Origin of the sequence: Granulicatella balaenopterae (genome assembly GCF_900111135.1) — a bacterium.
In the GTDB taxonomy this organism is placed as follows: domain Bacteria; phylum Bacillota; class Bacilli; order Lactobacillales; family Aerococcaceae; genus Granulicatella; species Granulicatella balaenopterae.
On the sequence record NZ_FOGF01000002.1, the window covers coordinates 40,304 to 56,060 of the forward strand.

The 15,757-nt window shown below is 34.0% G+C and carries 18 protein-coding genes; all 18 read right to left on the reverse strand.

The window, feature by feature from the left end:
* Positions 1-19: 19 nt before the first annotated feature.
* The gene (locus BMX09_RS00680) at positions 20-1,177 is read right to left on the reverse strand and encodes a hypothetical protein (protein WP_089745624.1); all 1,158 of its coding nucleotides are present in this window, start codon (positions 1,175-1,177) and stop codon (positions 20-22) included.
* Positions 1,178-1,459: 282 nt separating this feature from the next.
* Entirely contained in the window at positions 1,460-2,062 is a 603-nt protein-coding gene (locus BMX09_RS00685; RefSeq protein ID WP_089745626.1) for a DUF4125 family protein, read from the reverse strand.
* A gap of 23 nt (positions 2,063-2,085) precedes the next feature.
* Positions 2,086-3,048 carry a DUF4037 domain-containing protein gene (locus tag BMX09_RS00690; protein ID WP_177159476.1) on the reverse strand — a complete coding sequence of 321 codons (963 nt, stop codon included), beginning with the start codon at positions 3,046-3,048 and terminating at the stop codon, positions 2,086-2,088.
* Between the two features lie 4 nt (positions 3,049-3,052).
* The gene (locus tag BMX09_RS00695; RefSeq protein WP_089745630.1) at positions 3,053-3,853 is read right to left on the reverse strand and encodes a tetratricopeptide repeat protein; all 801 of its coding nucleotides are present in this window, start codon (positions 3,851-3,853) and stop codon (positions 3,053-3,055) included.
* 275 nt (positions 3,854-4,128) lie between these two features.
* On the reverse strand, positions 4,129-4,413 hold the full coding sequence (eutM, locus tag BMX09_RS00700; protein WP_089745633.1) for an ethanolamine utilization microcompartment protein EutM: 285 nt from the start codon (positions 4,411-4,413) through the stop codon (positions 4,129-4,131).
* Positions 4,414-4,436: 23 nt separating this feature from the next.
* Positions 4,437-5,090 carry a phosphate propanoyltransferase gene (locus BMX09_RS00705; RefSeq protein WP_089745635.1) on the reverse strand — a complete coding sequence of 218 codons (654 nt, stop codon included), beginning with the start codon at positions 5,088-5,090 and terminating at the stop codon, positions 4,437-4,439.
* Positions 5,091-5,106: 16 nt separating this feature from the next.
* Positions 5,107-6,840 carry an acetaldehyde dehydrogenase (acetylating) gene (locus BMX09_RS00710; RefSeq protein ID WP_089745637.1) on the reverse strand — a complete coding sequence of 578 codons (1,734 nt, stop codon included), beginning with the start codon at positions 6,838-6,840 and terminating at the stop codon, positions 5,107-5,109.
* 31 nt (positions 6,841-6,871) lie between these two features.
* Entirely contained in the window at positions 6,872-7,552 is a 681-nt protein-coding gene (locus tag BMX09_RS10355) for a BMC domain-containing protein (protein WP_089745639.1), read from the reverse strand.
* Positions 7,553-7,565: 13 nt separating this feature from the next.
* Entirely contained in the window at positions 7,566-8,216 is a 651-nt protein-coding gene (locus BMX09_RS00720; RefSeq protein ID WP_089745641.1) for a cupin domain-containing protein, read from the reverse strand.
* 27 nt (positions 8,217-8,243) lie between these two features.
* Entirely contained in the window at positions 8,244-8,510 is a 267-nt protein-coding gene (locus BMX09_RS00725) for a EutN/CcmL family microcompartment protein (protein WP_089745643.1), read from the reverse strand.
* Positions 8,504-8,809, reverse strand: a complete 306-nt coding sequence (locus tag BMX09_RS00730; protein WP_089745645.1) for a BMC domain-containing protein — start codon at positions 8,807-8,809, stop codon at positions 8,504-8,506. The genes BMX09_RS00725 and BMX09_RS00730 overlap by 7 nt, the downstream gene beginning before the upstream one ends.
* A gap of 12 nt (positions 8,810-8,821) precedes the next feature.
* Entirely contained in the window at positions 8,822-9,667 is an 846-nt protein-coding gene (eutJ, locus tag BMX09_RS00735; protein WP_089745647.1) for an ethanolamine utilization protein EutJ, read from the reverse strand.
* Positions 9,643-10,281 carry a hypothetical protein gene (locus tag BMX09_RS00740; protein ID WP_089745649.1) on the reverse strand — a complete coding sequence of 213 codons (639 nt, stop codon included), beginning with the start codon at positions 10,279-10,281 and terminating at the stop codon, positions 9,643-9,645. The genes eutJ and BMX09_RS00740 overlap by 25 nt, the downstream gene beginning before the upstream one ends.
* The gene (locus BMX09_RS00745) at positions 10,281-11,420 is read right to left on the reverse strand and encodes a 1-propanol dehydrogenase PduQ (protein WP_089745650.1); all 1,140 of its coding nucleotides are present in this window, start codon (positions 11,418-11,420) and stop codon (positions 10,281-10,283) included. Before BMX09_RS00745 ends, BMX09_RS00740 begins: the two co-directional genes overlap by 1 nt.
* Complete coding sequence (locus BMX09_RS00750; RefSeq protein ID WP_089745652.1) at positions 11,407-11,865, reverse strand: EutP/PduV family microcompartment system protein; 459 nt, start codon at positions 11,863-11,865, stop codon at positions 11,407-11,409. Before BMX09_RS00750 ends, BMX09_RS00745 begins: the two co-directional genes overlap by 14 nt.
* Positions 11,862-12,206, reverse strand: coding sequence for a BMC domain-containing protein (locus BMX09_RS00755; RefSeq protein WP_089745654.1), 345 nt, complete (start codon positions 12,204-12,206; stop codon positions 11,862-11,864). The genes BMX09_RS00750 and BMX09_RS00755 overlap by 4 nt, the downstream gene beginning before the upstream one ends.
* A 13-nt stretch (positions 12,207-12,219) precedes the next feature.
* Positions 12,220-13,170 (reverse strand): choline TMA-lyase-activating enzyme, encoded by a 951-nt coding sequence (cutD, locus tag BMX09_RS00760; RefSeq protein WP_089745657.1) that lies wholly within the window; start codon positions 13,168-13,170, stop codon positions 12,220-12,222.
* 26 nt (positions 13,171-13,196) lie between these two features.
* A complete protein-coding gene (gene cutC, locus BMX09_RS00765) occupies positions 13,197-15,743 on the reverse strand; it encodes a choline trimethylamine-lyase (protein ID WP_089745659.1) in 2,547 nt (848 codons plus the stop codon).
* Positions 15,744-15,757 lie beyond the last annotated feature (14 nt).

Sequence of the window (15,757 nt, forward strand, 5' to 3'; positions counted from 1 at the left end):
TGAGAATACGTTTATTTTCTTATGGTTTTTGATAAACTACTTCACCAGTCCGTTCATTACGCCAAGCTTGTCGTTCCCCAATTCTTGTCTTAGTAACATTTTCAACACCTACTTGAATTTCTCTTTTATCAACTACAACATCACGATAATGTACCTTTCCATCCTGTGTTTGTTCTTTAATAAACGTATCATATTCTTGATTGTGCTCGATTTCATCATACCAACCATAAATATGTTCCACACCTTCATGATCAAGATAATAAACCTGATTGCGAACAATCTCTACTTCTTTATATTTAGGAACTTCTTCTGTATAATCTTCTTGATATTTTTCAGTAAATTCAATCCAATTATCTCCACCAATGATAATGGAAGCCTCTTCTTTTGAAGCATTCGAACTAAAATTACTTGAACTTTCTTTAGAACTCTCATGACTATCGATTTCACTTAATAAACTGGCATTAATTGAAGTACTTTTATTAATCTCATTAATTTTAATCGGTTTTTTTGCTTTATTTTTTGGCACTGTAGTAGAAACTGTTTTAGCTTTTTTCTCATCAATAGCCACCTCTAAATCTTTCGACGTTGCTTGTTTAATATCCTTTTCAACAGTTGGAATTGCTACAGTTTGAGCAACAGCATTTCCTTTTTCTTTTAATAAGCCAGTTTCTAAATCTTTCTCTACTAAAATAGCTTCCGCAATTTGGTGATTACTTTCTGTGACAACAATAATGGTTCCTGTCCCCACAATATCCTTAACTTTCAGATTAGTCGGTTTAGCAATCACAATCTCGCGTTTAGTATTATCTTGCGCTTCTACAATAGCCATCAATTGATTATTCTTTTCAACGATTTGAACGGCTGCTAAAATATCGATTTGTTGACCTTTTTTAGCTTCAAAATTTTCAGATTGCTTTAATCCATATGCCTTTAAAATAACCTCTTCTTCAACACGAATAATCTTAGAAATTTTTTCTAATGTATCGACTGCTAATACATTATAACGAATATCCTCTTCTTCGACTTTAATGGTTTCGACTTCTTGTGGCACTTGAATAGTTTCAATAGTTGCTTCCTTTTTAAACCAAAAGAATGTAGCTACTGCTAATCCACACAAAATCACCAAACTAATTAAAATCGTATATAAACAGCCCATTGATTTCGAACTTTTTCTCATTAAATTCTATCCCCTTATTTCTTTATTCTTCTCTAGTTAATCGGATATATTTATCAAAAAAATATCTATAAACTTAATTTTACTATAAATATTAAATAAGTGATAGCTTTTACACCTTAAAAATACCAGCAAAAGGAATACCTCAACAACCAAATCGCCAACCTTTTTGCTATAACTTATCGATTGCTTCACTCAAAGTGTTTAACACCATAAGAATAAAAATTAACCTATAACATATAAAAAAGCTCCCAATAAATGAGAACTCTTTTATGTATGATTTTATTAACCTTGAAGAATTGTTTCCATTAACATCACTTTAAATTCATGATATAAAGGATTTTTTTCTTCTAAGAATTTTTTGTAATCTTCTAATAAATCCATTGGGTAAGTTTTTAATTCACCACGGAAATATGTTTCAATGGAAGTTGTTTCTGTTGAATCTGAAGTTGCATATAATGGACGACCATTTTCTACAATTTCTGGAAACTCTTCACGAATTGCTTTTTGATAATTAATATAAATTGTTGTAATTTCATCAATTAATTGTTCTTTTTCAGGTGTCACAACTGGTAAGCGATCCTTAATTAATGCATAAGAGACCGGATCAGTACTTTCCATCATATAGGCATATTTATTAGCAATCACATTGACATCTTTCATTTGATTGATTTTTAAGTTAATAAAGATTTTTGATAATAATTTAATAGGCATTGCTGAATAATTACTACGACGCATAATCCAAAATGTCTTTTCATCATCTTGACAACTAGCACGGCCTCCCATACTATTAACCCCTTGGAATAACTGCCATTCTGTTCTTACAATATCATCAATTAACTCTTGATTTTCTAATTTATAATCTTTTATATCTCCAAAATTAGCCATAGTTCTTCTCCTTATAATCAAATTTATCTTACTTCTAAACCTTCCGCATAAATGGATAAATCACGAATCGCTCGATCTTCGATACTATTTTTAACAGAGACTGCATGATCTAATAAAAAATCACTACTTGCACTACTTAACCCACTCTCTATCAAATAGCTAATAATCATATTCGATACTTGCTCAAATATCGCAATTTTTCGCTTACTTACTTCTTCAAACACCGTTATATGAGAAAACTCACCCTTATCACTTAATTCCTTAGCGACTCGTAATTCCACATTATTCAATCGATTTAATAAGGTTTCTACTGCTGCCCCTAAAATCGGTAAATCTTTTAACGAGCGGGTACTCCATTTATAATATGGACAATATCTTTTATTCAACATATGAACCGCCATACAAGCATGACGAATAAAATCAGCCTCCGCAATCTTAGCAGCACTTAACTCTTTTCGCTTAATACTTCTTTGGTAATTATACTGACCTGATTGCGCCATTTTAAATAATTGATGCGCCAACTTATACTTTCTAACATCTTCTGGATAATAAGCTAATAAATTCTCTCTAATACGTGTAAATTCACCTAAATTATCGATAAATACTTCGCCATTTGAAGCTGTTGATAAAGCACTTTCTCGTAAATAAATCCATTCATCATTTGTTTGAGGACCGACTTCATTAGCTAAAATCAATTTATAAAATGCACCAATACTCATCACATCACATTGACCACTCGTATGTTCTTCCACGCAAGCAAAGATTTCTCTTCCCTTAACTTTAAAAATTTCGCGAGGTAAAAAAATCATTGCACGCTTACCGTAATCATGATCTGCTGAAAACCTATCATCATAACCATAACACTCCGAACCATGACCAACCAGACCAATTGCCATATACTGAAATTCATTCGGAAACTGATCAGATAATAAAGGTTTTAGTTCTTCATAATAATAACTTCTCGCTAAATCCATTCCAAATCCCATTACACTACACATCCCCGTTATTTTCTAAAAATTCAATATTTTTCATAATCGATTGATAAGCTTGCGACTGCTTACCATATGTTTTTTCAGTGATTTTTAATGCTTTTTTAAACATCATCTTTCCATCTGCAAATTGTTTTTGCTTCACGAAAATAAATGCTCTCGTATTATACACCCCTGCCAATAAACTACTTTCTAAACCACAATTAGCATAAATCAATAATTCTGATAAAGCCAAATATTGTAATGCTTCATCAAACAATTCTAGACTTGCAGCTGTAGCGGCGATATTTTGTAATGCAATCGCATATGGAACACGCTTATTTGGTAATTCCTTCAATAGTGCTAATTCTTCTTTTTGCAATTCAAAAGCCTTAGTAGTATTTCCACGTTCGGCATAAATCAATGATAAATTATGCTTAATACCAGCTATTAGTGCTTTATCTGCATTCTGTTTAGCATATATATCACTAGCTTGATTAAACATAACAATCGCTTCTGCAAAAAACTTACCAACACGCAACGCATTAGCTAAATTTGATAAAATTGTTGCAAAATTCACACTATTTGCTCCATAAACTTCAAAAGCAATTTCTCTTGCTTTTTGCAATTGAGTAATTGCTCCATCCGCATCTCCAGTATCTCTCAAAACTCCAGCATAGTTATTTAAGGCTGATATTAACCATTCTTTATCATTAACACTTTTAATGTAACGAATCTGTTCTTGCATCAATGGTATCATCTCGGTTTTTTTCCCCTGACTATCTAACTCTTTAATCCGTAATGATAACTCTTGAATATCCATCTATTTCCCTCCAATTCACCTATAAATAGAAAATACTCTCTTGCATTTGATTAATTAACTAGCTAGCTACTGAAACTCTAACAACTAAAGTCAATAGTAAGATTTAGGCATATTTCATAAAAAAACAGTGTAAAATCAATTATTCTTGGATTGATCCTACACTGTTTGATTCATTTTGATAAGTTCAACCTCTTATCATGTTATTATATTTTCATCATTGTAATATGCTATCACTCACATAACTTAAGCCACAATTGTTCAAGCACCTTTATCAATTAGTCAATATTATTTTGTGGTAAAATTGTTTCTACATCGCTATGTGGACGTGGAATAACGTGAACAGAAATTAATTCACCAATACGTTGTGCAGCCGCAGCACCAGCATCAGTAGCAGCTTTAACAGCACCTACGTCACCACGAACCATAACTGTAACTAATCCTCCACCAACAAATTCTTTACCTACTAAAGTAACATTTGCAGCTTTAACCATAGCATCTGCTGCTTCAATTGATCCTACTAAACCTTTTGTTTCAATCATTCCTAATGCATCGTATTTCATAATTATTTCCTCCTAAATGGTTATTATTTAATTAATTTTAAAGCTGTCTTAGGTGTAATACCTAGAGCATTTGCTTCCTCTGTATCAATATGACATTCTAATTGAGAATTCGGTACTGCTCGAATAATCACATCGTTTAATATACCACCTCTAATACCGCCAACTTCAAGCGATACTATATCATGATTTTTCACACCAAGGGCTTCTGCATCACTTGGCAACATATGAATATGACGTTGAGCAACAATCACTCCTCTATCTAATTCACATGAACCTTTCGGCCCAACTAATGTCACACTTGGAGTTTCTTCTAATTTACCTGACATTCGAACAACCGGTTTAACTCCTAATTTAAAGGAATCTCCCACCAGTATTTCTACTTGAGTTTCTTTCCTAACAGGTCCTAAAATTCTGACTTTTTCAATCACCCCTTTCGGACCGCATACCATAACAGTTTCCTTACAAGCATACTGACCTGGTTGTGATAAGTCTTTTAGTTTTGTTAATTCATATCCTTCGCCAAATAATCTTTCTAGCGTTTCTTGCGAAAGATGGATATGCCTATTTGAAATACCTACTGGTATATTAAACGCATCAATTTTCTTTATATCTTTTTCTTCATTATTTTCAGCAATCGCTTCTTTTAACAATTGAAGAAATTGATCATAATTTGCCATGTCCCCACATCCTAAATTACTTATTCATATTCATCATAATATCTTTAACTAATTTTGCTAACTCTTCTTTATCAACTTCTTCAGCAGTGTTAACTTTAGGTGTTACTGCTTCAGCTTTCGGAGTTGTAGGCACAACTGGTTTTGCAGCTACCTCTGGTTTTGGTTTTGGTCCACCACAACCGCATGGTAAGAATTGATTTTCAGGATTATTACCTGTTAAGAAACTTAAAGCTTTCGCTAATAAAGCTTCATCCATAAAGTCGGAATCTGTTAATTTTTCAATCGCTGATTCAGCAACTTCAATTTCTTCATTAGTTAAATTAGTATCACATCCACATGAGTGAGCTGTTGTTGCACATGTTTGAGTAGCGGTATTATCTTCTGGCATTTTTAAATCTTTTAAGTCAGTAATACCATAAGCTACTTTTTTAATATTTAATAGATGTAATGGGCTTACATTTTCTGAAACTGAGCTACCACCAGCAGCCCCACATCCTAATGTGAATGAGATTGGTAATGATGTACTAATACCTGTACCACCTTGACTACCACCTGTATTCACTAAAATTCTTGAAGCAGGTTTAACAGTGAAGCGTAATACTGTATCACGATCATTTGTATGAATACTCATTGTATGACCAATACCATTTTGTAATAAATCAATACTTAACTCACAAGCTTCTTGCCAATCTTTAACAACATAAAATCCTAATACAGTTGTTAATTTTTCGTAAGATAATGGATTATCTGGGCCTACACCATGTTGACGGCCGATTAACACTTTTGTATTAGCTGGAATTTCGATACCAGCTGCTTCAGCGATAACTTGTGGTGTGCGACCAACCATACGAGCATCCATTGTATGACCATTTTTAAATAGAACTTTACAAACTTTAGCAGTTTCTTCATCACTCATGAAGTAACCACCTTGTTTTTGTAATTCGCGAACGACATCCACACGATTGCATTCTTCACAAATAATTGATTGTTCTGATGCACAGATAGTACCATTATCAAAAGTTTTACTTCCAATAATACATTCTACTGCTTTTGCTACATCAGCTGTTCTTTCGATATAGGCTGGTGAGTTACCTGCACCTACACCAATTGCTGGTTTACCAACACTATAAGCTGCTTTAACCATACCAGGTCCACCTGTTGCAATGATTAATGCTACTTCTTTAGCATTCATTAATTCATTTGTAGATGCCATTGTTGGTGTTGATACACAACCAATAATATTTTCTGGAGCACCTGCTGCAATTGCCGCATCTCTCATTAACATAGCTGCTTTATAACTACATTTTGACGCAGCTGGGTGTGGTGCAAAAACAATCGCATTACGTGATTTCAAAGCAATCATTGCTTTAAAGATAATTGTTGATGTTGGGTTTGTAGAAGGAACTATTCCTAATACTAATCCAACTGGTTCAGCAACATCGATTGTACATAATTTTTCATCCGCTTTAATAATCCCTGCTGTTGGCATATCTTTAATTTCTTCATAAAGCATGCTTGAAGCTGCATAGTTTTTAAAAGCTTTGTCTTTTACTATACCAAAACCAGTTTCTTCCACAGCCATTTCTGCTAATAAATATTTATTTTCATCGGCTACTTCTTTCATTTTTAAAATGATTTTATCCACTTGTTCTTGAGTAAAAGTTGCCATTTTCTTAGCAGCTTTTTTACCATTGCGTGCTAACTCACGTGCTTCTTGAATAGATTGTAAATCTTTATCATATTCTCTCATAACTAGATCTCCATTCTTTCACGATTTTGTTTTATTTGTTCAAAATCATTTGAATTAACTCTTTCTTACTCATTTTCTTAGTTGGTAGAGTTAAATTTTCATCTTTTCTAATGATATCCTTCAACTTAGATACTGTAAGTGAATTTAGTTGTTTTTTAGTATAGACAACTTTTTCACTAGCTTCTGATTCTTTAGTGTCTTGTTTGTCTTTTGATGAATCTTTCACTTCATCTTCCACTACTTCAACTTCAATTGGTTCTTCTAATTCACTTTGGTTGACAGTTACAGAATCTACTTCGATTACTGAGGTTTCTTCTTTGGTATCTTCTTTTTCTTCAGTTTTTATAGAATCTACCTCGATAACTTCAACCTCTTCTATGATCTCATTAGTTGGTAATTGTTCAACAACTATTTCTTCAAGTTCCACAGCCTTAACTTGTGGTTTATTCACAATTAAACTTAATTGATTATCCGGTCTAGGAATAACATGTTCTGTTAATAAAGCATCATCTGCTAAACGTTTTACAGAAGCTACACCTGCATCAACAGCTGTTTTCACTGCCATTACATCGCCTTGAACGATTATTGTCACAATTCCTCCACCAACGAATTCTTTTGATACAATTGAAACATCTGCACTTTTAACCATTGCATCTCCAGCTTCAATAGCTGCAATTGTTCCAATTGTTTCAATCATCCCTAAAGCTTCCATAACTTATCTCTCCTTATAACAAATCAGGCCAATTAGCCGGATAAGTTGTATAGAACACCTTAGCTTTATTCGGAGAACTCCAAGTTACTTTTGTATCTTTAGGAACAAATAATACATCACCTGCATTAGCTGTAAATGTTTCTCCATTATAAGTAACTTCTAGTGTTCCATCGATTACGTAATCAATTTCTTCATAAGTTAAATTCCATTCAAAAGCTGACTTATTAATTTCTAAGAAACCTGCACTTACTTTTGATTCTTCTTGAGAAACTAATTCTTGGAATTTAACATCTGCTCCAGGTGTTCCAGTATCAAAAACGTCCATTCTTACTGAATCGCCTTTGATAGCTTTAATTCCTTTTGCGTTTGTTTTAGCTATATATGGTTTATCTAAATCAACATCACCAGCTAACAAAGATTTTAATAAGCTTAATAAATCAGCTTTACTAATTAAATCTCCTTTAGAAACCATATCTTCTGTGCATACTTGTTCATTTGTTACTTCTTGTGTTTCTTGACAAGTTTGTTCTTTAAAACTTATATTGTTTAATCGAGCTAAATCTTGTGCTGCAGGAGTAATAATTGTATTTGAACAAATGTAACAAATGCTTTCTCCTTTAGTAATTAAGCTTTCGATATCTTTTGTATAAATTAATTTTTTCACAGTCACACAACCTTTCACATGACTAAACTATTCCGGTAATTGACATTCATCATCAATAATACCGACAACAGCTGCATCAATTGGAACATTAACATCCCCAATCATGCGTCTAGCTGCTCCGCCAGTTGCAATGATGACACGATCGCCAATACCTGCACTAATGATATCTGCCACCACAATAATATCCCCTGCTCTTTTACCACAAATCACTTCTGCTAGCATTAACTTTAATCCATTTAATGATTCAGATTTTCGGGTAGCCCAAATATTATCAACTAATTTTGCTGTTACCATTGTTTACCCATCTCCTTATCTTTACGAACGATTTCATCTAATGCTGCTTTTACAGAAGCCATATCGCCAAAAATCGCAAGCATAATCATATTTTGTGGACAACTTCCTCTAATATCTTCGACGGTTACGCCAACTGCCTTTTCCGCAATATCAGCTGCACAAACCATTTCGATTAATTTGCCTTGTACTAAACCTATAGCCCCTGGAACTTCAATTTTATGACCTGGTCCAGAACCTTTTCTTCTATTTAAAATTGAAAATGTTCCTTCGCTAGGCGATTGGATAATTCTGACGTCCATTCTTAACAACTCCTAATCTAAAATAGTGTCTTTACAACTTCTTGCTATCCCAAGTGGGGTTACAAACATTGGATTTTTTGCTTTTAGAGTTGGAATTCCAACTGATTTTTGAATCACTTTTTCAATTCCATCTAAGCAACAAGTACCTCCAACTAAATAAATTTCATCTACTTCATAACCTTCGATGCTACGCTTAATAATTGAAGCAACTTTTTCAATTACCGGTGTTAAAACTGGTAATAATTCCTTATGATTTTTAGGATTACGTTTGTATAATTCTGCTTCTTCATAAGGTAAACCATATGCTCCTGAGATTACTAATGATAAATGCGTACCACCAGTTGCCTCGTCAACCACCTTAACGACTTTTCCGTCTTTCAAGATAGAAATCCCTGTGGTTCCTCCACCAATATCGACAACTGCTCCGTTTTCAATATTTAAAATTTGATTAGCTGCGGTAGGTTCATCCAATATATTGGTTAATTCAAAACCTGCACCTTGAACAACATTTTTCAAAGCTCCACTATCTAATTCATCTGTTCCTGGTGGGATGGCTACGGCTGCCAATAATAGCTCTGTATCCAACTCAGACTCCAATTGCTCTTTTAATTCTCGAACAATTCGAATTGCTCCGATATAGTCAACCACCATTCCATCTTTCACAACATCGGCATAGCGATATGCTCCAGCAATCGGTTGATAGTCTTCATTAAATACAGCTAATACAATACATGCAGTACCAACATCGACGCCTGTATAGTAGCACTTAGCTTGTTTTTTTATGGGGTGTTTAATAACTTTTTCGAATTGCTCAACAATTTTGTTACAATTAGTTAAGTTTGAGTTTTCTTTTGGCATGGCTTCATCTCTCCTAAAATACTACTAATTATTTCCGTTATTTCTTTTACGAATTGATAAATCGTTGCAGTTTGCAATGATGGATTACATGATAATAATAAAAATTCTTGTCTAATTCTTTCTAATTTAACAAGTATCACACCATTTTCTCCAAGTACATGTATTGGAGTAATCTTTTCATAGTCCATTGCTTCTAAATAATATTTTCTAATCGTTTCTTCGTTATCAACACGTTTTGGACAATCCGGATCATATATAACTAATTCTTTCGTTGCTTCACCGATTCTAAAGAGTGTTTGTGAATAGAAAAACGATTGATCTTTAAGTAGTACCGCAACTTCATATAAGTCTGCTACTAATAAATTCACATGATAAATTGTTTTATTATCGTATTCTTCTTTCATAAAGCATGGTTCTTCTAAAGAAGTTTCATCTTGACAGCTTTCTGGTTCTGGGTAATTTTCTTCTTCCTGATAGTCACAAATTTCAATTTTTCGATCTAATAAAAACTGACGCGCTTCAGGAGTTAATCGATTATTACTTTGAAGTTGAAACTTTACAAAAGGATTTTTTCTATATTTATCTTTTAAATCTCTCTCTGTAATAAAAATCATCAACTTCTCCCCCTACATAGGCAACGATAAATGTCTTCTAAATCTTCGACACTTGGTACCCTTGGATTAGTTATTGTACAATTATCTTCTAATGCTCGTTGTGCCATATCTGGGATAGCTTCAAGGAATTCTTCTTCATTTAATCCATAATCTTTAATAGATGTAGGCATATTCATTTTTTTCATCATACGGTAAATACCACTGATAAATCCATGAACAGTCGCTTTATCTGTTACAGATTGTACACCTAATAAACGAGCTACATCAGCATATTTTCTTAAAGCATCTGATTCACTTGGTAATTCAAGTCCTGCGTTATAGGTAATAACATATGGTAATAACATTGCATTAGCTCTTCCGTGTGGCACATGGAATCTAGCACCCATTGCGTGGGCTAAGCTATGACAAATTCCTAACGACGCTCCATTAAAGGCAATACCTGCTAAGCAAGAAGCATTATGAACAATTGCTCTTTTTTCTAAATCTTCACCATCTTGATATACATCCACTAGATTATTCCAAATAATGCGACTGGCTTTTTCAGCACAAGCATCGGTAAAGTCTGAAGACTTAGTTGAAACAATCGCTTCTAATGAATGTGTTAGAACATCCATACCAGTATCCGCAGTAATTGTAGCTGGTACAGTTGCTGTAAATGCTGGATCTAGAATTGCTACATCTGGCAACATGCTATCCTTCACTAATGGATATTTGCTTTTTGTTTCTACATCTGTAATAACTGAAAATGATGTTACTTCACTACCAGTTCCACTAGTTGTTGGAATTGCAATAAATATTGGAAATTCTGTACTATTAATTTGAGCATACATTTCACAAATAGCTTTCGCAGAGTCGATTGCCGATCCTCCTCCAAATGCAATTACCGTATCCGGATTAATAGTTTGCATTTGAGCGATACCTTCTACAACCACTTCTGTCGTAGGGTCAGGAATAATATCGGAAAAGACTAAATATTCGATTTCTTTACTATCTAAAATATTAGTAATATCTTCAACTCTTTTTGACTTAACCATAAATGGGTCACTAATAATTAAAACTCTTTTCATATCAAGTTCATTCAGTGCTAAAAGTGAGCCTTGTCCATGGTATATTTTGGTTGGCATATTATAAATTTCCATCTATTACCCTCCCTTCTTCTATTATTTTTTTTATCTTTAATAAATCAGTTTCATCTTCTAAATTGCAATCAAAAATTAATTCTTTAATTCCTGCTTTTTGAAGTTCAAAATATGATTTTTCTAATTGTCTTTCATCATGACTATTAGTGATAATTCCTATTATTGGAATTCTGAAACTCTGAGCAAAGCCAGGTGGATAAACTTCTTTTTTCGAACGTGCATCACGTAACATCACTAACATATCTGCCTGTTGCTGTGTGGCAATAATAGATGAATACATCCAAGGACATTCGAGATATTCAGTTGGAATAATAATTGTTTTTCCACTATAACTAATTGCTCCAAATTTTCTTTTAGGAATACAATGAGTGCTATTTTGATTAATATAATTCGCTATTAATGATTTATCTAAGTCGTTTGTACCGACAATCATGATTTTCTTCATGTTTTGGTAACATCCACGACTGAGAATCCTAAACTATGTTGAAAAACTTCTACTACATTCGTTAGCGACTCTTCAACGCTTTGGATATCTCCAGATAATACTACTGAACCGGTAAACCGATCCAAAAAGCCAATCTCCACGCCAGCAGACTTAGCAGCTAAATCCGCCGCAATCATTGCTGTTTCGCAAGGGGATAATGTTAAAATTCCAATAGCACCATTATTTTCAATCCCTATTGACTCATATATTTCCGAAATGGGTGAAGCAATAACATGAGCTAATGTAATCTGCTTTCCCGGAACTTGCTCTTGAATAAGTCTTTGTATTTTTTCTTCTGCCATTCGATCACTCCCTTTAGTGTCTGATAACTTTAACTGGGAAATCATATGCTAGAAGCATCCCTTCAATTCTATCCAAATCTTCATTACTTAAACTTGGATCACCTTTAACAGGATATTCTATTCCTAATTGTGCATATTTATTTACTCCTAATTTGTGATATGGTAGTAAATCAATACCTTTAAAGTTAGGTAAATCTTTATACGGCAATAAGAAATCGATAATGGCATTTATTTCCTCTTCACTATCGTTTATTAATTTCAGCATCGGCATTCTTACTTTGACGTTATAACCTAATCTTAATAATTCTTTCAAGTTTGCAAGTATTTTTTCATTACTAACACCAGTTAACTCATTATGTTTCACGGGATCCATATGTTTTAAATCAAATAAAAACAAATCAACATATTCAGCAATTTTGACGATACGATCCATTCTTGCATAACCACATGTTTCAATAGCTGTATTTAATCCATCTTCTTTACAAGCTTTTAGTAAAGCGTATGCCGCTTGTGGTTGAGAAGTACATTCCCCACCACTAAGCGTTACGCCCCCACCTGACATATCGTAGAAAGCATCATCTTCATGAATAATATCTAGTAATTCTGAAATGGTTTTTGTTTCTCCTACAATATGTAAAGCTCTTTTTGGACATGCTTGAACACATTTTTTACAACCATTGCAATTAATATCTCTGCGGACTTGATGCTGTCCGTTTTCATCCACTACATGGATTCCTAACGGGCAAGCATCTACACATAGTCCACAATTATCACACAATGAATCTTGACACATAACTTCAATTTTTCTTTCAAGACTCTCTGGATTCGCACACCATTTACATCTAAGTGGGCACCCTTTCAAAAATACGATAGTCCGAACTCCAGGCCCATCATACAAGCTATATTTTTGAATATTGAATACGAACGCTTGTCTTTCTAACAAACCTGTTCTTTGGCTATCCATCTTTGATCATCTCCTACAATTGAATTTTAGAATTTAGTAAGCATTGTACGACTAATGATTTCGTCTTGTACGTCTTTACATAATTCTACGAAGAATGCACTATATCCAGCAACACGAACAATTAAATCACGATATTTATCTGGATTTTCTTGCGCATTTTTCAAGATATCATTATCTAAGTAGTTAAATTGCATTTCACCATTACCTAAGTGACTTGCAGTTCTTAATAATGTAATTAAACTTTCTTCCCCTTCTTGAGTATCTAATAAACCAGACATAATCTTGAAGTTATGTACCATACCAATGTTCATTGAATCATTAGACATCTTAGATACTGATTTAATAATCGCTGTAGGGCCTTTAAAGTCAGCACCTTGAGTAGGACTGATACCATCAGATAGCGGAGTCCAAGCTGAACGTCCATTAGCAGATGCACCTGTTAATTGTCCTAAAGGTGTATTATTTGAAATTGATAATGTTCCGTGACTTAATACAGAATATAATGTTTTATATTTACGGTGTTCTTTTTCTGTGAAGTATACAAGATCAGCTACAAAGTGATCTGCAAAGTCATCATCATTACCATATTTAGGAGCATGTAAGCAGTCTGCATGAATTTCTTCGTAGCCTTTGAAGTCTGCTTGTAATGCTTCATTTAATTGTTCTAAAGTATATTTCTTATCATCATATACTAATTTTTTAATTGCAGCCATTGAGTCAGCATATGTAGCTAAACCTGACCAAACAACACCAGGTCCGAAGTTGTACATAGCACCACCAGCTTCAACCCCACGTCCATTTTCCATACAACCTTCATACATAATAGACATTAATGGTTTTGGAGCTAAATCACGGTGAACTCTTTGTGTAATAACAGTTGCAACTGAAGTCCATTTAGTAACCCATTTAATTTGGTCTTTAACAGCTTCTTCAAATTGTTCAAATGTCTTGAATTGTGATAAGTCACCAGGATCCGGTGTAACTTGTTTACCATACCATAATGGAACACCGTGGTTTAATGCTAATTCAATACAAATTGGCCATTGAGTATAAGCTGTTGAAGTCCATTGATATAAACGACCAGCTTTTTGAGGTTCTACACAACCCATTAAGCAGTAGTCACGAGCATCTTCGATTGATACACCTTTAGCTAACATCATCTTAATGTGAGTATCATCAAAGTGACATGCTGGGAATCCTAATCCAGCTCTTACAACGTCAACAATTTTCTTCATGTATTTCTTAGGTGATTTATTGTGAATACGACATGCTAATGATGGTTGGTATACTTTAACGTGACGAACAGCATCCATTAATAAGTAAGTTAAATCGTTAGTTGCATCAGCACCTTGACGAGTTACCCCACCAACACACATATTAACGAATGGTTGGTAACCAGCGAAGAATTTAGATGCACCTTCACTTGTTAACCACATCATTTCTGACATTTTAATTAACATACATCCAGCTAATTCAAAAGCTTCAAATTTATTCATACGGCCTGATTCGATATCAGCTTTGAAGAATGGGTACATGTATTGGTCAACACGACCGATTGACATACCTGTTTGGTTTTCTTCAACTACTAATAATGATTCAATTGTCCATACAGCTTGGATTGCTTCCCAGAAACTTTCTGGTTTATGAGCTGGTACACGACTATTAACATAAGAAATTTTTTCTAACTCTGCTTTACGTTTTGGATCAGTTTCTTTAGCAGCTAATTCAGCAGCATATTCTGACATACGACGAGCGTAAATCATTACACCTTCAGTAGTATCAATAACTGATTTATAGAAATAAATTTTATCGAAGTCTTCTGGATTAGCATAATCTAATTCTTCTAAATGAGCTTTTGCTTCATTTTGAATATCAATCATACCTTTTTTCATTGTTACAACGTCATAACCTGGGTTAGAGTCCCCACCACCGTTTAATGCGTGGTATGAACAGTCAGATACAAATGATTCACCTGACATTTCCCAAACTCCAGCTTCACGGAATTGGTCTTCACAAGTTTCATCAACTGATTTACCTTCCCAGAATGGGAATAATTCTTCTTTCATATATTTCTTATCTTCTTCAGATACATAGAATGGGTCTTGTGGACGATTTTGGATTGTTTCCATTTCATCACGCATCCAACGCCAAGAAATATCTGGAGAGAATGCCCCCGCACGAGGAGCTCCGTTTGGTGCACCTACGATTAATTCATTATCTTGAATAACTAATGGTGCTGTTTCACAGCAGTGGCGGAAACTTTTAGCACGTAAAATTGCTTTTGGCATACCTGGATTTGCTTTTGCAATTTCAGTGATTGCACGCGCACGGTGAGTTGTAATTGTTGGAACAGCTTTTAAGTAGTTATCTTTTAATGCACGTAAACGTGGAGTAATTCCATCCGGCACATCTGTTTGTCCGTCTGTTGATAATGATACTTTAGGGTCTTCGGTAGGTGATTTTACATCTTCATCACTTAAAGAAGAAAACATTTTCATTAACGCAGCACGTTCTTCTGGTGTTAATTCTTTAGTAGCTTCCATTAATTTCTTTGAAAAATCTTGCATATCCATAATGTTCCCTCACT